Here is a 26448-nt window from a genome sequence, read left to right on the forward strand (position 1 = left end):
CGACAAGGAGGAGATCGACCCCATTCTCAGCATAACTACGAAAGCCGCCTGATCATGACCTCAGGCCATCTGGAAATTTACACCACCTTGACGGACGTGACCCGCTGTTCCGCATCAGTCGCCGAGATTCCACGGCAAGGCCGCGGCGAACCATCGTAACTGTAAGCAGGGTTCTGGCGTCGGCCCGGTGCCTGATCGGCAACTGCCCTTTCACAGCCGACGATAATGGCGCCCAAGATAGGCACCAACGCCATGTTTTTGCTTGTTTGTTTATGTCAATCTGTGCCCCTATTCACCTTTGAAACTGGGCGCAACCTGTCCTGACTTGTCTTGCCCTGTTCATCCCCATCCCCTGAGCTAAGGGGGATATTTGGGTGGATACAGAATGCGGGCAAAAAACAGGCTTTCAGCGCAGTTCGTGAAATCTGCGGCGGTGGGCACCATCCCGCAACTCAAGCTGATCAAGATCGGCGCCCGCGTCGTCCGCCACGCCCGCGCCATTGCCTTTCAGTTCGACGAGGTGGCCGTCACCGGCGCGATGGTGCGCGCCATCCTCGCGGCCATCCGCCGCCGGCCAGCGCCACCGCTATGTGCATGACCGCGATTCGAATTCAAACTGAGCGAAAGCCGCAGGACAGGTCCGTCCGCCGAGCTGAAAAACGTCGCCGCCGAGCCTGGGCGATGCGGGTTCGCGGCCCGATCCGCCAAGCGCCGGCCGTCTGCGCGACCACAGACACCGCTCAGGGCCAAGAACACTTGTTCGACTGGCAAAATCAGCCGATCTTGACGCCAGACGGCAAGCCACTTGGGGAATGCCGGTCAAGACCAATCGCGATGCGAAGACGGGGCAGGACGGGTTCGATTTCGGCACCGGGCAAGCATCTCTGCCCGCAAGAAACCCTTCGCGCTGGACCTCTTTGGCTTTCGCGATCTGCCCGAGGATACGGTGGAGCAGATCGGCGCCAAGGCCGCGCGGTTCAAGGAATTGCGCAAGCGGCAGGCTTTTGTCCGGGCAACGGCGGCGGCGAACCGTTCTGTCGCGGCCTTCCTGCTGCCCAAGGTGGGTGGCGCACCGGCGGGGCATCCGCCTTATATGCAATATTGGACCGGACTAATGCCGTGGTCGATAAATTCAAACTGCACTGAGGCTGAGAACAAATGAAAATCACAGCGGTTGCAGGCGCAATTCTTATCGGGCTTCTGACCCTCGGGGGCATCGCCTTTTGGTATCTGGTGCCGGTCCAGCTGGAGTTTGTTGAAGACCCCGCAGCAACGGCGATCTCGGGAGGGGCAGCGACCGAAACACCGACATCCGAAAGCCGGGTGGAAATGGAAGGGATCATGACAGAGGACGAGTGGCCGGGCTTCGAGCTTCGCTGGGCAAACGCGCCCGAAGAGGTTGTCGCCATTGCCCGCACCATCGCCGAAGGCGGTGTGCCGGATGCAGGCACTCTGGAGCCCCTCGGTGCCGAGGCGCTATCAATGGGCTATCCGGTCCCTGAACTGGATTTCACCCGAAATGACAGGCCTGTCGCCTATCTTGCCACCCTGCTGCAAGAGGCCGCCTTAGCCTACAATGTCACAGCGGCGCAGGCCCTGCTGGATGCCGGTGCAGATCCCTGGCTTGACCTGCCGGGCGCGAAGGGCGTCAGGATCGGGCGCCTTATTGAGCGTATGGCCTCTTCCAGCGGGTCCGCTCCGATGACTGAGATGCTCTTTCGCATAGCCCGTTCCGGGCATCTGCCACAAGGACCGGACTCGGCGGTTGATGCCGTGTTCTCAGGGCTTTCCAGCGTGGCCGAAAAATTTGCCAGCGGCACCGGCCCTGACGCGCGCCACACGGCCTGGCGTCTTGACCAAGTCTTTCAGGTGCTTGGCACGGCGCTTGGCCGCGAAGAGCAGGCCAATGACATTCGCGCGCAGTTGAATGCCTTTGACGACGCGGCTGACGGCGGTTGGTTTCTTGCCGCAGACGAAATTCACTCACGCTACGATGCTCCGCTGTCAGCTCCGGACAAGGGCACCGAGATTTGGGGGCCGTAAGCCTTACAGGTACAACGGTTGTTCAGGGTGACGGGGCAGTGTCGCCCTGCTTTTGATACAAGGTCAACGCCAAGCGGCAAGCTGTGGGACTTGGCACCCGTTCGCCCGAAGACCGCCCGCAAATGGCGTGAAACCACGCTGGGCTGCGGGCAAGTGTGCAAACCTATCACGCGGCATAAGGTGGATATTTTTGCTGGGGGGGGGGGGGGGGGGGGGATACTCAAAAGGAGCCCCCACCATTCTTGGAAATATTCAACGCTTGAGCGCGAATTTATGGTGCCCAGGAGAGGACTCGAACCTCCACGCCTTGCGGCACACGGACCTGAACCGTGCGCGTCTACCAATTCCGCCACCTGGGCAGGTGGTATGAGCGGGGTCTCTAAAGCCAGTCGGAATCGCCGTCAATGGGGCGTGGACATATTTTTCCCGGCTCGGGTCACATTCTTCGAGCGCGGCGGCAGGCCCCGTCGATATGGCCCTGAACGGCGGATGCGCCTCCCTGCAGCCCGGGTGTTCATGGTGACGGCCGCCGTGTCGTGGGCGGGCCGGGACGGCGTATCGTGCTGGAGGCGTGCCCGGAACGCGAATGCGCGCGCATCGTCATCGGAACGGGACTCGGCGCGGGCAGCGCGGTGCTGCGCCTGGCCGGGCGGCGAAGGGCGTGATTGACCGCAAGCGGCGACCGCCATGATCCGTGTGCCTTGTCGCGCGGCCCCGGCTTGAGTATTGAGACTTGGGACGCGGCACGAAGGAGGCGAGAAGCCCATGGCGAAACTGGTCACGATCTTTGGCGGGTCAGGCTTTGTCGGCCGGCAGGTAGCCCGGCTGATGGCCAAGCGCGGCTGGCGGGTGCGGGTCGCCGTGCGCCGCCCCGACGAGGCGCTGTTCACCCGCACCTATGGTGCCGTGGGCCAGGTGGTGCCGGTGCTGTGCAACATCCGCGACGAGATGTCGGTGCGCGCTGCCATGTCTGACGCCGATGCGGTCGTGAACTGCGTCAACATCGAACGCCCCGAGGGCAAGAGCACGTTCAAGACCGTCTTCGAGGAAGGCGCCGAAAACATCGCGCGCCTGTCGCACGAGATGGGCGTGGCGCGGATCGTCCACCTCTCGGGGCTGGGCGTCGATCCCGATTCGCCCAGCCGCTATGTCGCCTCGAAGGCGCGTGGCGAGGCCGCGGTGCTGCGCCACCGCCCGGACGCAATGGTGCTGCGCCCGTCCGTGGTGTTTGGAACCGACGACCATTTCTACAACCGCTTCGCCAGCATGGCGCGGCTGGGCCCGGTCATGCCGATTGCGGGCGGCAAGACCCGCATGCAGCCTGTCTTCGTCGATGACGTGGCGCGCGCCGCCGAAATGGGTGTGACCGGAGAGGCCGAGCCGGGCATCTACGAGCTGGGCGGGCCGGACATCCTGACCATGCGTGAAATCGTGGGTCAGGTGCTGAGCGTGACCCATCGTCGCCGGCTGGTGCTGAACATGCCTTTCTGGATGGCGCGCATCGGAGCATCCGTGCTGGATGGCGTTCAACTCGTGACCGCGGGGCTCTTCACCAACACGATTCTGGGTCGCGATCAGCTGGCCTTGCTGCAAAGCGACAACGTGGTCAGCAAGGACGCGAAGGGCTTTGCCGATCTGGGCATCCAGCCGACGGCAGCAGGCGCCGTACTGGAGGACTATCTGTGGCGCTTCCGGCCTTCCGGCCAGTATGACGCCATCAAGAACTCGGCAAAGAACCTGCGAAACCACTGATGGATTCGAATACGATCGTTGTTGTGGTCCTGGGACTTCTCGAGGGCCTGACCGAGTTCATTCCCGTGTCCTCGACCGGTCATGTGTTGTTGGCCGGGCATTTCCTCGGCTTCAATTCGCCGGGTCGCGCCTTCGAGGTGGTGATCCAGTTGGGCGCGGTGCTGGCGATCCTGGGCGTCTACGCGTCGCGGATCTGGCATATTCTGTCCACGGCCCCGCACGATCCGGCCTCGCGCCGCTTCGTGCTGGCGATCCTGCTGGCGTTCCTGCCTGCGGTCGTGGTGGGCGTCATGGCCCATGACATCATCAAGACGGTCCTGTTCGAGACCCCGATGCTGATCGCGGTCATGTTGATTCTGGGCGGAATCGTGCTGCTTTTCGTGGATCGGTGGGCAACTCGCCCGCGCGTGTTCCGGGCCGAGGATTTCCCACTGCCCATGGCCTTCAAGGTCGGCGTCATCCAGTGCCTAGCGATGATCCCCGGCGTGTCTCGCTCGGGTGCGACCATCGTGGGCGCGCTGCTGCTTGGCGCCGACAAGCGATCGGCTGCCGAGTTCTCGTTCTTCCTGTCGATGCCAACCATGCTTGGCGCGTTCGTCTATGACCTCTACAAGAATCGCGATGTTCTGGACGCGGCCGCCATGGGCGACATCGCGATCGGCTTTGCCTGTGCCTTTCTGACAGCCATACTGGTGGTGCGCTGGCTGCTGGGCTACGTCTCTCAGAAGGGATACCGCCTGTTTGCCTGGTGGCGGATCATCGTGGGAAGCCTTGTTTTGCTGGCGCTGACGGCAGGAATGTAACGCATACTGACCTAAATCAGCTTTTTTTTCCGATTTTTCGGCGCCGTCCCTGAAAAAACCGCCATTCAGGTCAGCATTGCTTACTTTTCATTGGCAGCCCCTTGGTTTATTCCCTTTGCGGGAGTTCCTGACAGTCGGAAGGTTGCGCAGCCATGGCCACGCAGAAGATGCTGAAATTCGTTTCGACTCCGCGCGAGATGCCCGAAAAGCGCAGCGCGTCCGAGCGCAGCGACGATTTTCACGAGATCTATCGCGAGTTCGCTGCCCAGAAGGCGGCCGAGCAGGCCGGACGGTGCAGCCAATGCGGCGTGCCCTATTGCCAGAGCCACTGCCCCCTGCACAACAACATCCCCGACTGGCTGCGCCTGACCGCCGAAGGTCGGCTGGAGGAAGCCTATCGCGTCAGTCAGGCCACCAACACCTTCCCGGAAATCTGCGGCAGGATCTGCCCTCAGGACCGTCTTTGCGAAGGCAATTGCGTGATCGAACTTTCGGGACACGGCACCGTCACGATCGGTGCGGTCGAGAAATACATCACCGACACCGCGTGGGAAGAAGGCTGGGTCACGGCCCCTGAACCCCGCCAGGAACGCGCCGAAAGCGTCGGCATCATCGGTGCCGGCCCGGGCGGACTGGCCGCCGCGGACATGCTGCGCCGGCAGGGCTTTCAGGTCACGATCTACGACCGCCACGATCGCGCCGGCGGGCTGATGACCTATGGCATTCCCGGCTTCAAGCTGGAGAAGGACGTCGTCATGCGGCGCAACAAGCTGCTGGAGGACGGCGGCGTCGAGTTCGTGCTGAACTGCAATGTCGGCGAAGACATCAGCTTCGACGCGATCCGGGGCAAGCACGACGCGGTGCTGATCGCCACGGGGGTCTACAAGACCCGCGATCTGGACATCGACAACGCCGACGCCGGCGGGGTGGTGGCTGCGCTCGACTATCTGACGGCGTCGAACAGGATCGACTTCGGAGACGACGTGCCCGACTTCGAGGATGGCGAGCTGAACGCCAGTGGCAAGCGCGTCGTGGTGATCGGCGGCGGCGATACCGCGATGGATTGCGTCCGCACCGCCATCCGGCAAGGTGCGCAATCGGTCAAGTGCCTGTATCGCCGCGACCGTGCCAACATGCCCGGGTCGCAGCGCGAGGTCCAGAACGCCGAGGAAGAAGGCGTTGAATTCGTGTGGCTTTCTGCCCCCGGCGCATTTTCGGGCCATGTCACCGGCATTGCTGCCGAGGCGCAAGAGCGTGACGTTGATGATGTCGGCCAGATCGCCGCGGTCCGGGTGCGGAAGATGCGCCTGGGCACCCCCGATGTCAGCGGCCGCCAGAGCCCCGAACTGATCGAGGGCGCCGACTACGACGAACCGGCCGAACTGGTCATCAAGGCGCTGGGTTTCGAGCCCGAGGATCTGCCCCGTCTGTGGGGCGTGGACGGGCTGGAGGTGACGCGCTGGGGCACCATCAAGGCGAACTTCCAGACACACCGGACCTCGATCCCGGGCGTCTATGCGGTCGGCGACATCGTGCGCGGCGCCAGTCTCGTGGTCTGGGCGATCCGGGACGGTCGTGAAGCCGCCGAGTCGATTGCCGAGTTTCTTGTCGGCGAGGCCCGCGTGGCCGCGGAATGAGGCTGCACACATGATGCACAGGACAGACACAGGGCGTGCACAGCCTGTACACCGGCAACGCACGGTGACTGTTGCGCGCGCCGCCGACCGCGACGCCGGCCGGTCAGCATTGCTGCCGCGTCTGGCGGCGCTGGCCGCCCTTGGCGCGGCGCTGCTGGCCATAACCCCCCTGCCCGGCCGGGCCGCGACCTTCACCCCGCCGCAAGGCTGCACGCTGGAGGTGACGGTGCAGAATCGCGGCTGCTCGGTCAGCCAGTATTACCGTTGTGGCAGCGACCCTGACGGTCACCAGCGCAGCGCGATCTTTGGCCAGGACGGGATGACGCATCTGTCCCGGATCGATGCCGAAACCCGATGGATCGAAAGCGCCGACCCGCAAAGCGGGCTGGAGGACCGGCTGGTCGAGGACTCGCAGGATCACGCCAGCTTCACCACGCTGCTGGAAACCGGCCGGGACGATTTCGATTTCTGGACCGAATCGAATACCGGCGAAAGGCTGCGCCATATCGGACGCGACGAACTGACCGGCGAGACGGTCACCGTGGACGGGGTCGAGCTGGAGCGCACCCGCTTCGAGCTGGTGACCCGGGACGCTGGCGGCGAGGTCCTGATTACCCGCAAGGGCCAGCAATTCGTCAGCCGCGCCATGCGGCGCTTCTACGGCGGGGTCGAGCACCAGTCCGACTGGACCGGCGAGTCCCGCCGCACCGATGACAGCCCGGTGCTGTTCAGCTTCCCGGGCGAGATCGGCTTTGGCGAGACGACACCGCAATTCGACTGCGATCAGCTGATGACCGGCCTGCCCGTTCCGGGGGGCGGGGCGTGATCGCCGCGCATCACGTTGCATCCTGCGCGGGCGACCATCCCGGGGTCATCCGCGCCGAACATGAATCCCACCCGCTTCACGTGGAGGCCGACAGATGACCAAGCTTTCGCCCGACTGGCAGGACCAGGAACAATCCCGCCGCGACTGGATGGCCGAGAACAGCCTGTATCGGCACGATGACGAGCATGCCTCATGCGGGGTCGGCTTCGTCGTCGATCTGGCCGGCAAGCCCAGCCGGCAGGTGGTCCAGAACGGCATCGACGCGCTGAAGGCGATCTGGCATCGCGGCGCGGTGGACGCGGACGGCAAGACCGGCGACGGCGCGGGCATCCATGTTCAGATCCCGGTGCCGTTCTTCTATGACCAGGTGCGCCGCACCGGCCACGAGCCGGACCAGGACAAGCTGATCGCCGTGGGTCAGGTGTTTCTGCCGCGCACCAATTTCGCCCAGCAGGAAACCTGCCGGACGATCGTCGAATCCGAAGTGCTGCGGATGGGCCACTATATCTATGGCTGGCGGCATGTGCCGGTGAACACCGCCGTCCTGGGCGAAAAGGCCAATGCCACCCGCCCCGAGATCGAGCAGATCCTGATCCGCTGCGACAAGGACATCGACCATGTCCAGTTCGAACGCGAACTTTACATCATCCGCCGCCGGATCGAAAAGGCAGCCATCGCCGCGCAGGTCACGCAGCTGTATTTCTGTTCGCTGTCCTGCCGGTCGATCATCTACAAGGGCATGATGCTGGCCGAGCAGGTGGCGGAATTCTATCCCGACCTGAAGGACGAGCGGTTCGAATCCGCCTTCGCGATCTATCACCAGCGCTATTCGACCAACACCTTCCCGCAATGGTGGCTGGCCCAGCCCTTCCGGATGCTGGCCCATAACGGCGAGATCAACACGCTGAAGGGCAACCTCAACTGGCTGCGCAGCCACGAGATCCGCATGGCCTCGAACGCGTTCGGCGACATGGCCGAGGATATCAAGCCGATCGTGCCGGGCGGCAGTTCGGATTCGGCGGCGCTGGACGCGGTCTTCGAGGTGCTGGTGCGCTCGGGCCGTTCGGCGCCGATGACCAAGACGATGCTGGTGCCGGAAAGCTGGTCCAAGGCCACCACCGACATGCCCAAGGCCTGGGCCGACATGTATGCCTATTGCAACGCCGTGATGGAGCCGTGGGACGGTCCCGCCGCCCTGGCCATGACCGACGGGCGCTGGGTCTGCGGCGGCCTTGACCGCAACGGGCTGCGGCCGATGCGCTATGTCGTCACCGGCGACAACCTTCTGATCGCGGGATCCGAGGTCGGCATGGTGCCGATCGACGAATCCGATGTCCGCGAAAAGGGCGCGTTGGGTCCGGGCCAGATGATCGCGGTCGATATGTGGGACGGCAAGCTTTACCACGACACCGAGATCAAGGACCGGCTTGCCGGCAGCCAGCCCTTTGGCGAATGGATCGAGAAGGTCGTCGATCTGAACGACATGATGCGCGAACTGCCCGAGGAGCATCGCTTCGAGGGCGACGATTTGCGCCGCCGCCAGACCGCCGCCGGTTACACGATGGAAGAGTTGGAGCATGTGCTGTCGCCGATGGCCGAGGACGGCAAGGAAGCGCTGGCCTCGATGGGCGACGACACGCCCCCGGCGGTGCTGTCCAACCAGTACCGGCCGCTGAGCCACTTCTTCCGGCAGAATTTCAGCCAGGTGACCAACCCGCCCATCGACAGCCTGCGCGAGACGCGGGTGATGTCGCTGAAGACGCGCTTCGGCAACCTCAAGAACGTGCTGGACGAATCGAGCGTGCAGACCGAGATCCTGCTTCTGGAAAGCCCGTTCATCGCCAATGGCGAATACGCCGAGATGTGCCGGATGTTCGGCGAAGCCGTCACCTTCATCGACTGCACCTTCCCCGCCGGCGCCGATCAGGATGCGCTGGCCGAGGGGCTGGCCCGCATCCGCGCCGAGGCCGAGGACGCCGTGCGCTCGGGCGCGGGTCACCTGGTGCTGACCGACGAACACCAGGGCCCCGACCGGGTGGCGATGCCGATGATCCTGGCGACCAGCGCGGTCCATTCCTGGCTGACGCGCAAGGGCCTGCGGACGTTCTGTTCGGTCAATGTGCGGTCGGCGGAATGCATCGACCCGCATTATTTCGCCGTGCTGATCGGCTGCGGCGCCACCACGGTGAACCCCTACCTGGCGCAGGATTCGATCAATGACCGGATCGGACGCGGCCTGCTGGAAGGCAGCCTGATCGACAACATGCGCCGCTATCGCGACGCCGTCGACGCGGGCCTGCTGAAGATCATGGCCAAGATGGGCATCTCGGTCCTGTCATCCTATCGCGGCGGGCTTAACTTCGAGGCGGTCGGGCTGTCGCGCGCGCTGGTCGCGGAATATTTCCCCGGCATGCACAGCCGGATGAGCGGCATCGGCCTGCACGGGTTGCAGACCAAGATCGTGAACCTGCACCGCAAGGCCTTTGGCGCCGACAATGTCGAGCTGCTGCCGGTCGGCGGCTTCTACAAGCTGCGCCGCTCGGGCGAGAAACATGCCTGGGAAGCCAACACGATGAAGCTGTTGCAGATGGCCTGCGACAAGGCCAGCTATGACATCTGGAAACAGTTCAGCGCCACGATGCGGGCCAATCCGCCGATCCATATCCGCGACCTTCTGGACATCAAGCCGCTTGGAAAGCCGGTGCCGCTGGAAGAGGTCGAAAGCATCACCTCGATCCGAAAGCGGTTCGTGACGCCGGGCATGTCGCTGGGGGCGCTGTCGCCCGAGGCGCATATGACACTGAACATCGCGATGAACCGGATCGGGGCGAAATCCGACAGCGGCGAGGGCGGCGAGGACCCGGCCCACAGCTCGCCCCTGTCCAATGGCGACAACCCCTGCGCCAAGATCAAGCAGGTGGCCAGCGGCCGCTTCGGCGTCACCGCCGAATACCTGAACGCCTGCGAGGAGCTGGAGATCAAGGTGGCCCAGGGCGCCAAGCCCGGCGAGGGCGGGCAGCTGCCCGGGATGAAGGTGACCAAGCTGATCGCGCGGCTGCGCCACTCGACGCCGGGGGTCATGCTGATCAGCCCGCCGCCGCATCACGACATCTACTCGATCGAGGATCTGGCGCAGCTGATCTATGACCTCAAGCAGATCAACCCGCGCGCCAAGATCACCGTCAAGCTGGTGGCGTCCTCGGGCGTGGGCACGATCGCCGCGGGCGTCGCCAAGGCGAAGGCCGACGTGATCCTGATTTCCGGGCACAACGGCGGCACCGGGGCCAGCCCCGCGACCTCGATCAAGTTCGCGGGCCTGCCGTGGGAAATGGGCCTGACCGAGGCGCATCAGGTCCTGGCGATGAACCGGCTGCGCGAACGCGTGACGCTGCGGACCGATGGCGGGCTGCGGACCGGCCGCGACATCGTGATGGCGGCGATGATGGGGGCCGAGGAGTACGGCATCGGCACCGCCGCGCTGATCGCCATGGGCTGCATCATGGTCCGCCAGTGCCAGTCGAACACCTGCCCCGTCGGCGTCTGCACGCAGGACGAGAAGCTGCGCGCGATGTTCACCGGCAGCGCCGACAAGGTGGTGAACCTGATCACCTTCTACGCCCAGGAGGTGCGCGAGATCATGGCCAGCATCGGCGCCCGCAGCCTGGACGAGATCATCGGCCGCGCCGATCTGCTGACCCAGGTCAGCCGGGGCGCCGCGCATCTGGACGATCTGGACCTGAACCCGCTGCTGATCACCGTCGATGGCGCCGAAAAGATCGTCTACGACCGCACCAGGCCTCGCAACGCGGTTCTGGACACGCTGGACGCCGAGATCGTCAAGGACGCCGCCCGGTTCTTCGAGGAAGGCGAGAAGATGCAGTTGTCCTATGCCGTCCGCAACACGCTGCGGACGATCGGGACGCGCACCAGTTCCATGATCGTGCAGAAATTCGGGATGCGGAACAACCTGCAGCCCGATCACCTGACGATCCGGCTGACCGGCAGCGCGGGACAGTCGCTGGGTGCCTTCGCGGCGCCCGGGCTGAAGCTGGAAGTGTCGGGCGACGCCAACGACTATGTGGGCAAGGGCCTGTCGGGCGGCACGATCGTCGTGCGCCCGCCGATGGCCAGCCCGCTGGTCGCCGCCGAGAACACCATCATCGGCAATACCGTGCTCTACGGCGCGACCGAGGGCTATCTGTTCGCCGCCGGACGCGCGGGCGAGCGTTTCGCGGTCCGCAATTCGGGCGCCAAGGTGGTGATCGAGGGCTGCGGCACCAATGGCTGCGAATACATGACCGGCGGGGTCGCCGTCATCCTGGGTCGCATCGGCACCAATTTCGGGGCCGGCATGACCGGCGGGATGGCCTATCTGTATGACCCCGAAGGCGTGGCGCGCGATTATATCAACGCCGAGACGCTGGTGATGTGCCCGGTCACGCAGGACCACTGGGAATCCGAGCTGAAGCAGCTGATCGAGCGGCATCACCGCGAGACCATGTCACGCCGGGCCGAGGACATCATCCAGAACTGGGACCGCGAAAAGGCGCATTTCCTGCAGGTCTGCCCCAAGGAGATGCTGGCCCATCTGCCGCATCCGATCGAGGCGGTCGAGGCGCAAAGCGCGGTGCCCGCCGAATAGGCCGGGCGAAGCGTCCCGCAAACGAAAGAACGCGGTCTTCCGGGCCGCGTTCTGCCGGGCCCCCGCCGGCACGAAAGCGGCCATCCGACCGCTTGACCCCGGGCTGCCGGGCGGGCGTTCACGGCTTGACGCGCGTTGCCAAAGCCGCCAGCCTGCCCGCGAAGTTCCGGAGCCCGACGCGGCTGGACCGGAGGATCGGTGCCCCGCCGATGCAGCCAGGAGATAGCGCCATGTCAGAACTGATCGTCATCGCCTTCAGCGACGAGACCACCGGCTTCGAGATGCGGACCGAGTTGGTGAAGATGCAGAAGGACTATCTGATCGAGATGGAGGACGCGGTGGTCGTCACCCGCGCCTCCGAGGACGACATCCAGTTGCATCAGGCGGTGAACCTGACAGCCGCGGGTGCGGTCGGCGGCGGATTCTGGGGCGCGCTGATCGGACTGGTGTTTCTCAATCCGCTTCTTGGCGCGGCGGTCGGGGCCGGGGCGGGGGCGCTGGCGGGGCGCTTCACCGATATCGGCATCAACGACAACTTCATGCGCGAGGTCGGGCACTCGCTGCAACCGGGCGGCTCGGCCGTGTTCATTCTGGTCCGCAAGATGACCGCCGACAAGGTTCTGGCGCGGCTGGAACACTTCCACCATCGCGGACGGGTCTTGCAGACCTCGCTGTCGACCGAGGATGAAGAAAAACTGCGCGAGGCCCTGTCGGGCGACCATCAGCGGGCGATACCGCCCGCCTCGTAGCGCGGTGCCGGTGCCGCGCGCCGCTTGACGCGGCGCTGTTGCGCGTGACAAAGGCAGGGCATGATCCTGCGCATGCTGTTCCGCCCCCCGGCATCCCAACCACCAAAGCCCGAAACGGGCGCTCGGGCCGGCGCGGCACGCTGGCGGCCCTTGCGCCGCGTGCTGATCTGGGTGCGCTGGTTCGCGCTGCGCGTGCTGTTGCTGATGGCCGTGCTGGTCGGGTTTTATGCCCTGGTCAATCCGCCGACCACCTGGACCATCCTGTCGGAATCGCGCAGCCATGCGATCAGCCCGCGCGAATGGGTCGATATCGGGGATGTCGCGCCGGTGATGCGGCGATCAGTGGTCGCGGCCGAGGATGCCAATTTCTGTCTGCACTGGGGCTTCGACATGACCGAGATCCGCAAGGTGGTGGCGTCGGGGTCAAGCCGCGGCGCCTCGACCATCACCCAGCAGACCGCCAAGAACGTGTTCCTGTGGCAGGGCCGCAGCTGGCCGCGCAAGCTGCTGGAGACGATCTACACGCCGATGATCGAGGCGTTCTGGTCCAAGCAGCGCATCCTCGAGGTCTATCTGAACCTGGCCGAATTCGGTCCCGGCATCTTTGGCGTCGGTGCCGCCTCGCGCGAGTATTTCGGCGTCTCGCCCGCGCAGCTGACGCCGGTTCAGGCCGCGCGGCTGGCCGCCGTGCTGCCGGCACCGAAAAGCCGCAGCCCCCAGCGCGCCTCGGCCCGGTCGCGATCCATTGCCGACGGAGCGGCCACGATTGCGCGGGATGGCCGCGCCAGCTGCCTGTAGCTGCGCGTTCCGGTTGAATCACCGCCTGCGCCGCCTTATCAAGGCGCCGTTGCGCATGAAGGGGGTCTCGAGCAGTCGATGAACAACAATACGCAGACCACGCGACTATATCATTCCATGCTGTCGCCGTTTTGCCGCAAGGTTCGGCTGGTTCTGGCCGAAAAGAAGATCGAGGTCGAACTGGTCGAGGAACGCTACTGGGAAAATCCGCCCGATCTGAAGCGTCGGAACCCGGCCGGAAAGCTGCCGGTGCTGCGCCACCGCGGCAACATGCTGGCCGAGAGCCAGGCGATCGTCGAATATCTGGACGAGACCGTGCCCGAACCGGCGCTGATGCCAAAGGCGCCGCTGGAACGCCATGAGGTGCGGCGCCTGTGCGCGTGGTTCGACGACAAGTTCAACGACGAGGTCACCCAGCCGATCCTGGGCGAGCGGGTGTGGAAGAAGATCATGCGCTCTGGCTATCCCGACAGCCGCGCGGTCAAGGGCGGGCTGCGCGCGATCAAGGAGCATATCGACTATCTCAGCATGCTTCTGGACAGCCGTCGCTGGCTTGCAGGCAACGCGATCTCGCTGGCGGATTTCACCGCTGCCGCGCATTTTTCCTGTCTGGACTACATCTCGGACGTGGACTGGGACCGCTCGGAGGCGCTGCGCGACTGGTATGCAACGATCAAGTCGCGTCCGGCCTTCCGCAGCGTCCTGGCCGATCAGGTGCCGGGGATCCACCCCGCCCCGCATTATGCCGAACTCGACTTCGGATAGGCATGGGGGGCGCCGTCCCCCATCGCCCCAGGCCGGGCCGCAGGCCGACATCCCGGCACAGGCGATGAAACGCGCCCTGGACGCGACGGCGCAAGAGATGGGCTTTGCCCGGATGCGGGTCACGACGCCAGACGCGGTGCCGCAGGTTGCCGGCAGGCTGCAGGGCTTCCTGGACGCCGGCCGGCATGGGCAGATGGGCTGGATGGCCGAACGCAGCCACTGGCGGGGCGATCCGGCGGCACTGTGGCCCGAGGCACGTTCGGTGGTCATGCTGGCCGAGCTTTACACCCCCGACCATGATCCGCTGGCCGTTCTGGACGCACGCGACCGGGCCGCGATCAGCGTCTATGCCCATGGGCGCGACTATCATGACATCGTCAAGAAACGGCTCAAGCGTCTGGGGCGCTGGCTGCTGGAGCAGGCCCCGGGCGAGGCGATCAAGGTCTTCGTGGACACCGCACCGGTCATGGAAAAGCCGCTGGCGCAGGCGGCGGGGCTGGGCTGGCAGGGCAAGCATACCAATCTGCTGTCGCGTGAACTGGGCAGCTGGTTCTTTCTGGGCGCCATCTTCACCACCCTCGCCTTGCCGCCCGACGCCCCCGAGAGCGAACATTGCGGCAGTTGCACGGCCTGTCTGGACATCTGTCCGACCGATGCCTTTCCGGCGCCCTTCCAGCTGGATGCAAGGCGCTGCATCTCGTATCTGACGATCGAGCATGCCGGACCGGTGGACCCCGGCCTGCGGGCGCTGATGGGCAACCGGATCTATGGCTGCGACGACTGCCTGGCGGTCTGTCCCTGGAACAAGTTCGCCCAGGCCGGGTCCGAGATGCGCTATCGCGGGACGGTCGGCGCCCCGCCGCTGGAGGAGCTGGCCCGGCTGGACGATGCCGGCTTTCGGGCGCGGTTTTCGGGCAGCCCGATCAAGCGGATCGGGCGCGACCGGTTTGTCCGCAACGTCCTCTATGCGATCGGCAATTCCGGCGAGGCCCGACTGCGCCCCGTCGCACAGGATCTGGCCGGGGACGCGGACGCCACAGTCGCGGATGCGGCACGATGGGCCGCGCAGCGCCTGGCCGACCCCGCCCGCTAAAGCAGGAAATCGTCGCCGTCCAGCCACAGACGACCGGACAGGCGGATCAGCATCTCGGCGCTACCATCACCGTCGATATCCACGATGACCCGAGTCTCGCCACGAAAGTGATACCAGCGCAGCTGGTGATCGTCGGAAAAGCCGCCACGACCAATATAGGTCAGGTCCAGTGCCGAAAGATCGAGGTGATCCTGGCCCGGCGTGAAGTCGACGATCAGATCGGCCCCACGCCCGGTGCGACTGTCCGCGACCGAATCATAGCGAAACACGTCCGCCCCGCCCCCGCCGCTGAGGCGGTCGGCGCCACCACCGCCGACCAGCGTATCCGAGCCTGGCCCACCCCACAGCCGGTCGGCCCCGCTCTGTCCGAACAGGAGGTCGTTTCCGCTGCCGCCATAGAGCTTGTCATTTCCGCTGCCGCCGAAAAGCGTGTCGCGCCCTGCATTGCCGAAGGCAACATCGTTCCCTCCGCCCAGCTTGGCCAGATCATTGCCACCACCGGCCTCGTGCAGGATATCGCGATGCCGGCCGCCGATGATCGTGTCGTTTCCGGACCCGGTGCGGATCTGGTTGAAACCGCTGCCGGCGAAGATGCGGTTATGGCCGCCATGTCCGTGCAGGATGTCGTCGCCCGATCCGCCCTTCAGCACGTCGTCGCCATGGCCACCCAGAAGGATGTCGCTGCCGCTGCCGCCGATCAGCAGGTCGGCGCCCCTTCCCCCGACCAGGTAGTCGTTGCCGCCGCCCCCGACCAGCGTGTCGTTGCCCCAGCCTCCGTCAAGCCGGTCGTTGCCGCCGCCGCCGCGCAGCAGGTCGTTGCCGCTGTTGCCATAAAGACTGTCGGCACCGCTGCCGCCGTCAAGACGGTCATGGCCACCCCCCCCGACGATGCGGTCGTTACCGGACTCGCCGTATATCCTGTCATTCCCGCCGCCGCCGTAAAGTCGGTCATGGCCCCCGCCGCCAGCGATGAGGTCATTGCCGCTTTGCCCGTAGATCGTGTCGCTGCCCGGTCCGCCTTTCAGCGTATCCCGGCCCCACCCACCCAGCATCCGGTCATTGCCCCAGCCGCCATAGAGGGCGTCCGAACCCCGCCCCGAGATCAGCGTGTCGTTGCCCCCTCCGCCGATCAGGCGATTATGGCCCGACTTGTCCTCGATGTAGTCGTCGCCCGCGTCACCCAGCAGCGTGTCGTTGCCCGACTCGCCATACAGCGTGTCGTCGCCCGTGCCCCCGGATATGCGGTCGGCCCCTCTTCCTCCCCTGAGCAGATCATTGCCGTCGCCCCCGAAGATGAAATCATCGCCGTCCTCGCCGAAGATGATGTCGCTGTCCCATTCGCCATGCAGCGTGTCCGCACCCGAGCCGCCCTGAATGAGGTCGGCGCCCCTGCCGCCATAGATGAGGTCGTTTCCGCCTCCGGCGATCAGCGTGTCGTCGCCATCGCCGCCGAGAAGCCGGTTATGACCCCACAGATCCTCGAGGTAATCGTTGCCCGCCTCACCGGACAGCGTGTCGTTGCCCGCCTCGCCATAGATGCGATCATGGCCGTCCCCGCCGTAAAGCAGGTCGGCGCCGGGCCCGCCATAGATCAGGTCGTCGCCATCCCCGCCATAGATCAGGTCGTCGCCGTCCTCGCCGAAAAGCCAGTCGTTGCCCGCGTCCCCGAACAGCGTGTCGCGATCCGTGCCGCCCAGCATCGAATCGTCGCCATCGCCGCCCCGCAGCAGGTCGGAGCCGGCATCGCCGCGGACGGTGTCATTGCCTGCACCTGCCGAGACCGTGTCATCGCCCGCCCCGGCGACGATGTAGTCGTTGCCTTGCCCGCCGAGAAGCTGATCGGGGCCATCACTGCCGAACAGCCAGCGCCCCATGGTCGAGGGCGCGTCATCGGGGGTGATGGCCTGGGGGTCCAGCTCAGGCAGCAGGTAATGCGCGATGGGGAACATCGCGTTCGAGAAATCCTCGGCCGTCAGCGACCGCCCGTCGCTGGTGCGGATGTCGATGATGGAATTGCCATACGTGATCCGCATGCCGTAGCTTTGCGGCTGGAAACCCAGCTGCCACGTGCTGCGGATCATGCCAAGCATCGACAGGTCCAGGCGATCCACGCCCATTTCGAAGTCATGCAGGATGACCCGTCCGTCGAAGCGGCGGACAACGAAGATGTCGGCGCCCTCTCCGCCGATCATCATGATGTCCTGATTTCCGGAAACGAGGATGTCGTCGCCCGCCCCCCCCTCCAGCCGCGTGGTGCCGTCCTGCGCGACAAGCAGGTCGTTGCCCGCGCCGCCGACGGCGGTGCCGGTCGATGCGGTCCCGGTCACACCCAGATTGCCCGGGTCGAAGACCAGCTGCGTCAGCCCGGTCTCGGTCGCGCTGCTGACAAAGACCGCGATCTTGCGGCCGATCACCTGGGTCTCGATCGCACTGACATCGGCAAGCGTCATGCCGTTGGTGTCGGCGATGGTGGTCAGATGCAGAAGCCGGCCCTCGGGCAGCAGCGTGAACACGCTGATGCCGTCATCGACGCCGCCGACGAACACGAAGCCGCGCCCGTCCACCGTGGCTGTCGAAAGCGCGGTCGCCGACTGGAACCGGGTCGTCAGTTCGTCGATGATGTGATCGGTGGTGGTCAGGCCGCCATTCGCGCCGAGCCTGAAGACCGTCAGCGACGATGACGACGAGCCGGCCATCACCAGAAAGGTCTTGCCATCGACCTTCAGGACCGCGGCGTCGGTCGGAATGTCATAGCCGGTCCCCTGCCCGGCGACATGCATGCTGCCTGCCCCCAGGACGCCATCTTCGCTGATCTGATGGGTCGAAATGAAGTTCCCGCCCGACGACAGCGCGACCAGTATCCGCTGACCGCCGACGGTGACATCAAGGATCTTGTCCAGCCCCGCCCCCTCGATCGGGTTGCTGGCGGGCAGTGGCAGCGCCGAGCGGATCGACAGGCTGCCATCCGACATCACCCGATGGACGGTCAGCGTCAGGTCGTTGCCGAAGCCGGAATAGACGAAGGTGCCGGCACTGGTGGAAAACTGCCCAAGCGCGGTGACCGGGTTCCCGACCTGCATGGCGGGCAGCAGCGTGGCAAAGCCTGACAGCACCCCGTTCGGATCCGTCGCAACCCCCATCGCCTCGGCGCCGCCAAGCTGACCCAGATGCAGATAGGCGCCGTCCGCCAGTTGCAGAACGGTCAGTTCCGGATTTCGCTGGTAGCCGAAGCCGGGCAGGAAAGGCAGGCTGTCGACCATCGTCAGGGGCTGATCGGGGTCGCTGAACGCGAAACTCGCCACGCCGCCATCGATATGGGTGGTGCTGAACAACAGCAGCTGACCGCCGATCCGCGCGATGGCCAGATCGGTTATGTTCGCAAGCCAGCGTGTCTCCGTGGTCCCGTATGTGGCCACGTGGCGATAGCCAAGCATGTCCTGTCCACGCGCAAGATCGTTCAGTCCCTTGAAGTTAAGGGTGTGCGTTTAACAAGCCATGCAGGAGGGGGGGTCGCGCAATGCCGAAATGACCGACATTTTAGGGTCTTTCCGGAAATCCGGCACCGCTTGGCCCGGGCTCGACGGGAAATGCCAGCGGGCCGTAGAGGATCAGCCCCGGCTGGGTCACCTCGGCCGATCGCATCATCTCGGCAAGCCCGTCCACGGTGGTCCTGACCAGGCGCTGATGCGGGTGGCCGACCGCTTCGGCAAACAGCGCGGGTGTATCTCCGGGCAGGCCGTGCTTTCGCAGGCCGGCCGCCATCACGGGAAAGCTGCGCTGGCCCATGAAGACGACGGTGGTGACGGCCGGATCGGCGAGGGCGGCCCAGTTGATGTCCTCGGGCAGATGCCCGGTGACGTCGGCGCCGGTCACGAACTGCACGCGCCGGGCGGTCAGCCGCCGTGTCAGCGGGAGGCCGGCCGCCGCGGCCGCAGCGCTGGCCGATGTCACGCCGGGCACGATCTCGAACGCGATGCCAGCGCCGGTGAGGGCGATCAGCTCTTCTTCGAGCCGCCCGAAAATCCCCGCATCGCCCGATTTCAGGCGCACCACGCGCCGTCCAGCCTGAGCGTGGCCGATCAGCAGCGCGTTGACATGTTCCTGCCTGGCCGAGGGACGGCCCGCGCGCTTGCCCACGGCGATCAGTTCCGCGCCCGGTCCCGCATGGTCCAGCACCGATCCCGAGGCGAGATCGTCGAACAGCACGACATCCGCCTGGGCCAGACGCCGCGCGGCCTTCAGTGTCAGCAATTCGGGGTCGCCCGGACCGGCCGAGACCAGAGAGACAAATCCGGATGGTTGGGCGGGATCGGGCACGGAACAGCGCTTTCAGGTCGGCGACACCGTGTCTGCTATACCACCCCCGTCCTCGCAGACAATGCCGGCGCATGCCACCAGCGCGAAAGCGGTGGCACGGATGAAACTTTCGGCGTTCTCATGCGTGTGTGTCGAGTAGAAGGCTGGAGAGGACAATGGCGGTTATTTGCTGGTTCCGGCGTGTGTTGCGCCTGGACGACCATCCGGCGCTTGTCGCCGCGAGCGGCGCGGGGCCGGTGATCCCGCTGGTGATCCTTGATCCCGCCGAGGCTCGGGCGCATCCCGCCAGCGCACAGCGGCAGGCCATGTCCCTGCCCCGGCTTGAAGCCAGGCTGCGACAGCGCCACAGCCGCCTGATCGTCCGGCGCGGAGATCCGGCCGAGATGCTTGAAGCCATCGCCCGCGAAACCGGCGCGACGGAGATTCACACCACAGAGGGATTTCCCTTCGCAAGCGACCATGGGCTGAAGGCGGCGTGCGAGCGTGGTGGGGCGAGGTTGCAGCTGCATCCCGCGGCCGATCTGGTGCCGCGCGGGTCCGTGCGGACCCAGCAAGACGGCATCTACAAGGTTTTCACGCCGTTCTGGCGCGCGCTGCGCGGTGTCGATATCCTGCGTCCGGTGGACCCGCCCGGCCTGAGCCTTCCCGATGCCTGGCCAGACAGCGATGGCACCGACTGGCCCGAGGCACGTTCGGCGATGAACCGGGGCTGGGACGTGGTCGCGGATCATGTCCAGGCGGGCGAGGACGAGGCCCGGGACAGGCTGGATGCGTTTCTGGCCGGCCCGATCGCGGATTACGCCGACCATCGCGACCAGCCTTGGCGCGAGGCCGGCACTTCGGGGCTGTCCGATGCGCTGGCAGTCGGCGAGATCAGTGCAAGGCGCATCTGGCATGTCGGATTGGCCGCGCGCGAGGACGGCCGCCAGGGCGTCGAGGATTTCCTGCGCGAGGTAGCGTGGCGCGAATTTGCACGCGAGCTGTTGCACGACAGCCCCGACATGGCGGAACGCTGCTGGCGCAAGGAATGGAATGATTTTCCGTGGAGACGGGACAACAGCGACGCCGAAGCCTGGCGACGCGCCCGCACCGGCGTGCCGATGGTCGATGCCGGGCTGCGCGAACTGCTTGTGACCGGCCGGATGCATAACCGCGTCCGCATGGTCGTCGGCAGCTACCTGACGAAACATCTGCTGACCGACTGGCGCGTCGGGCTGGACTGGTTCGCGCGCACGCTGACCGACTGGGACGCGGCATCCAACGCAATGAACTGGCAGTGGGTGGCGGGCTGCGGGCCGGACGCCTCGCCCTATTTCCGGGTCTTCAACCCCGATACGCAAGCCGGGAAGTTCGACGCGAAATCACGCTATCGCGACCACTGGCTGAAACCCGATGCACCCGGCGCACAAGCCTTCGCCAACGCCGCGCCCAGGTCATGGGGCATTGACCTGAACCGCGCGCCGGCCCCCGGCCTATCACTGTCGCAGGGCCGGTCCCGGGCCCTGACCGCCTACGAGGATTTCAAGGAGCAAGCATGATGAAACTGGTCGTACTCTATGTCTCGACACTGGTGATTTTCCTGGCGGTCGATGTGGTCGGCATCAGGACCCTGATCCGCCCGATCTTCGAGCGGCATATCGGCGATCTGCTGGCCGATCCGTTCCGACTGGGACCGGCGGCGGCATTCTATGCCTTCTACATCGTCGGCGTGCTTTACTTCGTTTCGGTGCCGGCGCTGCGCGATGGCGCGCCGGTCCAGGCATTGCTGGCCGGCGCGCTGCTTGGGCTGATGTGCTATGGCACCTATGAATTCACCAGCCTGGCGATCATGCGCGACTGGTCGTGGCAGCAGGTGATCGTGGACACGCTGTGGGGTGGCTTCCTGACCGGGGTATCGGCCTGGGCGGGTGTGACGATCGCGCGGATGGTCGGCTGATGCGGGCCCTGATCCTGGGGACATCCGGCGGGATCGGCGGCGCGATCCGTGACACTCTGCTGGCCCGCGGCGGCGAGGTGATCGGCCTGTCGCGCAGCGGGGACGGGCTGGATTTGACGGATGACGCGACGCTGGCCGGTCACGCCGCCCGGCTTGAAGCGCAGCCGTTCGATCTGATCCTCAATGCGACAGGCGCGCTGGTGATCGACGGCGTCGAGCCCGAGAAATCCCTTGACGCGGTGGACCCGCAGGCCATGGCGCGACAATTCGCGCTGAACGCGACCGGCGTGGCGCTTGCGATCCGGCATTTTGCGCCACTGCTGGCGCGGGACCGGCACGCGGTCTTTGCCTCGCTTTCGGCGCGGGTCGGCTCGATCGGCGACAACCGGCTGGGCGGCTGGGTCGCCTACCGCGCGGCGAAGGCGGCCCAGAACCAGATCATCCGGACGGCAGCCATCGAATGGAAGCGCCGCAACAGGCACAGCATCGTCGTCGCGCTGCATCCGGGCACGGTCGAGACGCCGCTGACCGCGAAATATGCCGCGCGCCATCCGACGATAACGCCCGAGCGCAGCGCCGAGGCGCTGCTGTCGGTGATCGAAGGGCTGACCCCCGAGGATACCGGCAGCTTCTGGGACTGGAAGGGTGAGCGCGTGCCGTGGTGATCGGGGTTCAGGATGCCAGATAGGGCGCGAAGGTTGCGTGGATAGCCTTGCCGTCGGGCTTGGTGAACGACCCCCAGGTGCCGAGGATCCGGCCCTGCGGGTCGAGCAGCACCTTGGAAAAGTTCCATTTCGGGACGAAGCCGGTCTGCTCGCGAACCCAGGCGTAGAAGGGATGCACGTCGCCCTTGGCGACCGACAGGATATCGGTCATCGGCAGCGTGATGCCGTATTCCAGCGTGCAGTATTCCTTGACCTTTTCGGCATCCTCCAACTCCTGGTTGAAGTCGTCCGACGGAACGGCCAGCACCACCAGCCCGGCCGGGCCATACTGCTCATGCATGCTCTGCATGTCGCGCAACTGGCCCGCGAAGCCGCATAGCGAGGCGGTGTTGACGACCAGCACGGGCTTGCCGCGCCACCCGGCGCTGTCGATAACGTCCCCGTCGATCGAGGGAAAGGTAAAGCGCGGCGCAGGCTCGGCGCTGGCGCGGCGGGCACCAAGGCCGGTCAGGGCGGCGGAAACAGAGGTGGCAAGCGTCAGGAACAGTCGGCGATGCATGGCGAGGGCCTTTCTCAGCGTCGAGTTACGGAAAGAATAGCACGGCCATTCAGCAATGCGATTCCCAATGCCGCGATCAGGACGATCAGGGCGTTGAAAGGCACGAGATTGGCCGCGATCACGCCAAGCAACGCCCACATCACCGCTGCGGGATAGGCCCATTCTCGCGGCCGCATCGCCTGCACGGCCAGCGCGGCGGCCGACACGCCCAGCAGGCACAGCACCGCCGCAGCCTGCGCCGACATCAGCTCGTGACCCGCCAGCACGATGCCGATCGAGACCCCCGAAGCGGCCGTCAGCCAGCCCGCGTAAAGCCCGATCGGGCGGACCTGCCAGACCGGATCGCGACGCCCGGCCCGCAGGAACGCGACCAGAGCGAAGGCAAGCATCAGCAGGATCATCACTGTCGCCCAGCCCGGCGCGCGATTGGCGACCGGAATCCAGAAGAATCCGATTCCGAGGCTGGCCAGCAGTGCGGGGCGCATCGGGCGCCAGTCCGGATCATCCGCCCTGCGCCACAGCCCGTAGCCTGCGCCGGCCACCAGCCAGGCATAGATCAGTCCCCATATCGCGAAGGCCCAGCCGGCGGGCTGGACCGGAGGATCGTCCTGCGGGACAGCGAACAGGTCCGGCGGATAGCCTCCGAAGCTGTCGAAAACGATCGGCGATGCGGCGAAGGCCACCGCGGCGATCACGACCGGCAGTGCCAGGTTGCGGATCATGTGTCATCCTCGCGGCTGAGGCGCCGGGTCAGGCGCATGGACAGGGCATAGGGCAGCGCCCGGACCAGCTTGAGACTGCGGGTCAGGCGATGTGGAAAATGGATCTCGAAGCGGCGCCCGGCAAGACCCTTGCGGATCGCGGTCGCGGCCTCTTCGGGCTTGATGAGCGCGGGCATCTTGAAATCGTTCTTTTCGGTCAGCCGGGTCTCCACGAAGCCGGGGCAGATCAGCCGCACATCCAGATCGGCGCGTTCGGCCCGCAGGCTTTCGGCCAGGTTGATGACCCCCGCCTTGGTCGCGGAATAGATCTGGCCCTGCGGCAGGCCGATATAGCCCGCGACCGATCCGCACAGCGCGATCTGGCCACCCGCGCGCAGCACCCGCGGACCGATCTGCGCAATATGGAAACTGCCGGTCAGGTTGACCGTGATGATCTGCGCGGCCTTGTCGGGATCCAGGTCCGCGATCCGGCCGGGATCGTAAAGCGCGGCCAGATGCACGATCCGGTCCACCGGCCCGGTCGCGGCGATGGCGCGGGCGGCTTCCTCGATGCTGGCGCGGTCGGCCACGTCCAGAGGGCGGATCTCTGCCCCGCCGATCCGGGTTGCCAGTTCCTCAAGCGCGGCCATGCGGCGGGCGGACAGGATCAACCGCGCGCCTTCCTGCGCGTATTGCCGGGCCAGTTCGCGGCCGATGCCGTCGCTGGCGCCGATGATCCAGATGCGGGGAGTTTCGGTCACAGGCTTCCCTTCCGGTGCAGATGGACAAGCAGCCCGATCGCCAGCAGGCGCAGGGCCAGCGGCAGGCCGCCGTAAAGCCAACGCAGCGCGTCGAGCGCGGTTTCCGGATTGGGCATCGCCGGGCGAAACCCCGCCTGCGCCAGCAGCGGCAGCGCGACGGCCCCCGCCAGAGCCAGCGCGGCCTTGGTGAGAAAAGCCAGCCCGGCATGGGCACGCGTCGCCGCGCCCGCAGCATTCGCCGCGCCGATCCGTTCGGACAGGATCGCGGGCGGCAGGACCAGGTCGGCCCCGAAGGTCAGACCGGTCAGCACGCAGATGACAAGGAACAGGCCGACCGTGCCGGGCCCCAGCGCCAAGGCGCCGGCAAAGCCCAGCACCGACAGGATCAGCGCGCCGGTCCAGACCCTGACCGCGCCGTGCCGCTCGGCCAGGCGGGTGGCCAGCGCGGCACCCGGCAGGGCGGCCACGAAATAGGTCAGCAGGAATGCCCCCGCCAACGGCTCGGCCCCGATCAGGTCGCGCACCAGCATCAGGATCAGCGCGGCCGGAAACGCCGCCGAAAGCAGAACCAGCGCCGCCACGGCGAAGAACCCGCGAAGCTGGCGCAGGCTCACGGGCAGGCCGGGAACCGCGCGCAGCTCCAGCCGCACCGATTGCTGCCAGCGCAGGAACAGCGGCAACGCCACCGCCAGGCCCAGCAGCAGCACCGCGGACAAGGCCAGCAGAGCGCCCGCCCGGCCGATGCTGGGCGCGAGCGCCGCCGGCAGGGTCACGGCCACGATCAGTCCCGCCAGGCCCATCGCCTCGCGCGTGCCGCTGATCCTGGCCTTGGCGGCAGGATCGCGCCGCCAAAGCCCGCCGAATGTCATCAGGTTCACGGAGATCAGGCTGTGTCCCAGGCTGGCCAGCGTCATCATCGCGGCGAACCAGACCAGGACCGGCAGCGCCGGCGGCAGGAACAGCCCCGTTACCCCTAGCGACAGTGCGATCGCTCCGGCGACCATCATGGCGGGCCGACGCGCGGGCCAGCGGTCACCGGCCCAGCCGACCAGCGGGTCCTGCACCGCATCCAGCAGCCGCAGAATGGCCAGAACCGCGCCCAGAAGACCCAGCGAAACGCCCAGATCGGCGGCGTAGAAATCGGGCGCGTGGATATAGAGCGGCAGTCCGCCCACGGCCAGCGGCGCGGCCAGTGCGCCATAGCTCAGGCAATCCGAGCGCGCCGGTCCGTGCCGGATCTCAGGCGTGGGCAAGGCGATACTGGACGACATCCGTGCGACCGACCTCGAATGATGCCGCGCAGGCGGCAAGATAGAAGCGCCAGACGCGAATGAAGGCGTCATCGAAACCAAGCTGTCTGATCTGGGGCAGCGTGGCGTCGAACCGCTCCAGCCACTCGCGCAGCGTCCGCGCGTAGTCGAGGCGGAACCCGAAGGCATCCTGCACCGCCAGTCCCGCGCGCCGGGCCTCGTGCTCGAACCGCGCGGGCGAGGGCAGCATGCCGCCGGGAAAGATGAAGCTGCGGATCATGTCGCCGCTTTTGCGATAGCGCGCGAAATATCGGTCGGCCACGGTGATCGTCTGCACCATCGCGCGGCCGCGGTCGGCCAGCACATGCGCCAGCTTGCCGAAATAGGCCGGCCAGTAGCGCTCGCCGACCGCCTCGAACATCTCGATCGAGACGACATGGTCGAAGCGGCCGGTTTCGTCACGATAATCCTGCAGCGCGATTTCGGCGTCCGGGCCAAGCCGCTGGCGCGCGTACTCGGCCTGTTCCGTCGACAGCGTCAGACCCTTGGGTGCGAAATCGCCGCGCGAAAGCGCGCGTTCGGCAAAGCCCCCCCAGCCGCAGCCGATTTCCAGCAACCGCCCCGACTGGCCCGACAGGTTGTCGATGATGCGGTCGTATTTGCGGCCCTGCGCCGCCGCCAGATCGTCCCCTGCCCCATAAAGGGCCGAGGAATAGGTCATGCTGGGGTCCAGCCACAGTCGATAGAATTCGTTGCCCAGATCGTAATGCGCCGAGATGTTGCGCCGCGCGCGCGCGCGGGTGTTGCTGTTCATGAAATACAGCGCCCGCGCGGCCAGCGAGTTCAGCCGGCGGCCATAGATATAGCGGTCCAGCACATCCTCGTTCAAAAGCGCCACCCGCAGCAGCGCCTCGAGATCGGGGCTGTCGCACCAGCCGTCGCGATAGGCCTCGGTCAGGCCGATATCGCCCTTGGCCGCAAGCGCCGGAATGACACGCCAGTCATGGATCACCAGCACCGAATCCGGTCCCGGCTGCCGGCCCCCGAAGCCATGCGCCTGGCCCTCGGGCGTCAGGACGGTCAGGGTGCCGTGCTCGACCCCCTCGGCGGTCTTCAGGAACTCGCGGGCAAATCTGCGCTGCAGCATCGGC

The 26448-nt window shown here is 66.1% G+C and carries 21 protein-coding genes, 1 tRNA gene and 1 pseudogene; 15 read left to right on the plus strand and 8 right to left on the minus strand.

The genetic code is table 11. From position 1 onward, the window contains the following. Positions 1 to 448: 448 nt before the first annotated feature. From L1965_RS06490 to L1965_RS06500, 3 genes and pseudogenes are all read left to right on the plus strand, one after another. Positions 449 to 598: pseudogene (locus tag L1965_RS06490) on the plus strand (IS1380 family transposase); the annotation flags it as partial. Positions 599 to 946: 348 nt separating this feature from the next. Beyond that, positions 947 to 1162, plus strand: coding sequence for a hypothetical protein (locus L1965_RS06495; protein ID WP_235755623.1), 216 nt, complete (start codon positions 947 to 949; stop codon positions 1160 to 1162). Beyond that, entirely contained in the window at positions 1159 to 2043 is an 885-nt protein-coding gene (locus L1965_RS06500; RefSeq protein WP_235755624.1) for a hypothetical protein, read from the plus strand. The genes L1965_RS06495 and L1965_RS06500 overlap by 4 nt, the downstream gene beginning before the upstream one ends. A 274-nt stretch (positions 2044 to 2317) precedes the next feature. On the opposite strand, the gene L1965_RS06505 is transcribed toward L1965_RS06500, so the two are convergent. Beyond that, positions 2318 to 2402: transfer RNA gene (locus L1965_RS06505), tRNA-Leu, on the minus strand. Positions 2403 to 2808: 406 nt separating this feature from the next. Here L1965_RS06505 and L1965_RS06510 point away from each other — a divergent pair. From L1965_RS06510 to queG, 9 genes are all read left to right on the plus strand, one after another. Further along, on the plus strand, positions 2809 to 3795 hold the full coding sequence (locus L1965_RS06510; protein ID WP_235755625.1) for a complex I NDUFA9 subunit family protein: 987 nt from the start codon (positions 2809 to 2811) through the stop codon (positions 3793 to 3795). Continuing rightward, on the plus strand, positions 3792 to 4598 hold the full coding sequence (locus L1965_RS06515; protein WP_235756117.1) for an undecaprenyl-diphosphate phosphatase: 807 nt from the start codon (positions 3792 to 3794) through the stop codon (positions 4596 to 4598). Before L1965_RS06510 ends, L1965_RS06515 begins: the two co-directional genes overlap by 4 nt. A 152-nt stretch (positions 4599 to 4750) precedes the next feature. Next, positions 4751 to 6235, plus strand: coding sequence for an NAD(P)-dependent oxidoreductase (locus L1965_RS06520; protein ID WP_235755626.1), 1485 nt, complete (start codon positions 4751 to 4753; stop codon positions 6233 to 6235). A gap of 64 nt (positions 6236 to 6299) precedes the next feature. Further along, positions 6300 to 7061, plus strand: coding sequence for a hypothetical protein (locus L1965_RS06525; RefSeq protein ID WP_235755627.1), 762 nt, complete (start codon positions 6300 to 6302; stop codon positions 7059 to 7061). 94 nt (positions 7062 to 7155) lie between these two features. Then, positions 7156 to 11703, plus strand: a complete 4548-nt coding sequence (gltB, locus tag L1965_RS06530; RefSeq protein WP_235755628.1) for a glutamate synthase large subunit — start codon at positions 7156 to 7158, stop codon at positions 11701 to 11703. 230 nt (positions 11704 to 11933) lie between these two features. Then, positions 11934 to 12452: a DUF1269 domain-containing protein gene (locus L1965_RS06535; protein ID WP_235755629.1), complete on the plus strand. Its 519-nt coding sequence runs from the start codon at positions 11934 to 11936 to the stop codon at positions 12450 to 12452. A gap of 72 nt (positions 12453 to 12524) precedes the next feature. Further along, on the plus strand, positions 12525 to 13250 hold the full coding sequence (mtgA, locus tag L1965_RS06540) for a monofunctional biosynthetic peptidoglycan transglycosylase (RefSeq protein WP_277882945.1): 726 nt from the start codon (positions 12525 to 12527) through the stop codon (positions 13248 to 13250). A gap of 78 nt (positions 13251 to 13328) precedes the next feature. Further along, positions 13329 to 14015, plus strand: coding sequence for an FtsZ-binding protein FzlA (fzlA, locus tag L1965_RS06545; protein WP_235755630.1), 687 nt, complete (start codon positions 13329 to 13331; stop codon positions 14013 to 14015). A 64-nt stretch (positions 14016 to 14079) separates the two neighbouring features. Continuing rightward, positions 14080 to 15108, plus strand: a complete 1029-nt coding sequence (gene queG, locus L1965_RS06550; protein ID WP_235755631.1) for a tRNA epoxyqueuosine(34) reductase QueG — start codon at positions 14080 to 14082, stop codon at positions 15106 to 15108. On the opposite strand, the gene L1965_RS06555 is transcribed toward queG, so the two are convergent. Continuing rightward, the gene (locus L1965_RS06555; protein ID WP_235755632.1) at positions 15105 to 18542 is read right to left on the minus strand and encodes a M10 family metallopeptidase C-terminal domain-containing protein; all 3438 of its coding nucleotides are present in this window, start codon (positions 18540 to 18542) and stop codon (positions 15105 to 15107) included. The two genes, queG and L1965_RS06555, sit on opposite strands and share 4 nt — an antisense overlap. Positions 18543 to 18645: 103 nt before the next feature. Beyond that, positions 18646 to 19425, minus strand: a complete 780-nt coding sequence (gene cobA / locus L1965_RS06560) for a uroporphyrinogen-III C-methyltransferase (protein WP_235755633.1) — start codon at positions 19423 to 19425, stop codon at positions 18646 to 18648. A gap of 155 nt (positions 19426 to 19580) precedes the next feature. Here cobA and L1965_RS06565 point away from each other — a divergent pair, with 155 nt between their 5' ends. Genes L1965_RS06565 through L1965_RS06575 form a run of 3 tightly spaced genes read left to right on the plus strand, consistent with a single transcriptional unit; the run spans position 19581 to position 22026 of the window. Further along, positions 19581 to 20963, plus strand: a complete 1383-nt coding sequence (locus L1965_RS06565; protein WP_235755634.1) for a cryptochrome/photolyase family protein — start codon at positions 19581 to 19583, stop codon at positions 20961 to 20963. Further along, positions 20963 to 21361 (plus strand): DUF2177 family protein, encoded by a 399-nt coding sequence (locus tag L1965_RS06570; protein WP_235756119.1) that lies wholly within the window; start codon positions 20963 to 20965, stop codon positions 21359 to 21361. The genes L1965_RS06565 and L1965_RS06570 overlap by 1 nt, the downstream gene beginning before the upstream one ends. After that, complete coding sequence (locus L1965_RS06575; RefSeq protein ID WP_235755635.1) at positions 21361 to 22026, plus strand: SDR family NAD(P)-dependent oxidoreductase; 666 nt, start codon at positions 21361 to 21363, stop codon at positions 22024 to 22026. Before L1965_RS06570 ends, L1965_RS06575 begins: the two co-directional genes overlap by 1 nt. 7 nt (positions 22027 to 22033) lie before the next feature. Here the strand turns inward: L1965_RS06575 and L1965_RS06580 are convergent, their stop codons facing one another. The 5 genes from L1965_RS06580 to L1965_RS06600 are packed head-to-tail and all read right to left on the minus strand — an operon-like array spanning position 22034 to position 26444. After that, complete coding sequence (locus L1965_RS06580) at positions 22034 to 22585, minus strand: glutathione peroxidase (protein WP_235755636.1); 552 nt, start codon at positions 22583 to 22585, stop codon at positions 22034 to 22036. A 14-nt stretch (positions 22586 to 22599) separates the two neighbouring features. Continuing rightward, positions 22600 to 23307 (minus strand): TspO-related membrane protein, encoded by a 708-nt coding sequence (locus tag L1965_RS06585; protein WP_235755637.1) that lies wholly within the window; start codon positions 23305 to 23307, stop codon positions 22600 to 22602. Beyond that, a complete protein-coding gene (locus tag L1965_RS06590; protein WP_235755638.1) occupies positions 23304 to 24047 on the minus strand; it encodes an SDR family NAD(P)-dependent oxidoreductase in 744 nt (247 codons plus the stop codon). The genes L1965_RS06585 and L1965_RS06590 overlap by 4 nt, the downstream gene beginning before the upstream one ends. Next, positions 24044 to 25318 carry an MFS transporter gene (locus L1965_RS06595; protein WP_235755639.1) on the minus strand — a complete coding sequence of 425 codons (1275 nt, stop codon included), beginning with the start codon at positions 25316 to 25318 and terminating at the stop codon, positions 24044 to 24046. The genes L1965_RS06590 and L1965_RS06595 overlap by 4 nt, the downstream gene beginning before the upstream one ends. After that, positions 25287 to 26444, minus strand: a complete 1158-nt coding sequence (locus L1965_RS06600) for an SAM-dependent methyltransferase (RefSeq protein ID WP_235755640.1) — start codon at positions 26442 to 26444, stop codon at positions 25287 to 25289. The genes L1965_RS06595 and L1965_RS06600 overlap by 32 nt, the downstream gene beginning before the upstream one ends. Positions 26445 to 26448: the final 4 nt, after the last annotated feature.

The sequence above is a fragment of the Paracoccus salsus genome (assembly GCF_021556615.1).
Classification (GTDB): Bacteria; Pseudomonadota; Alphaproteobacteria; order Rhodobacterales; family Rhodobacteraceae; genus Paracoccus; species Paracoccus salsus.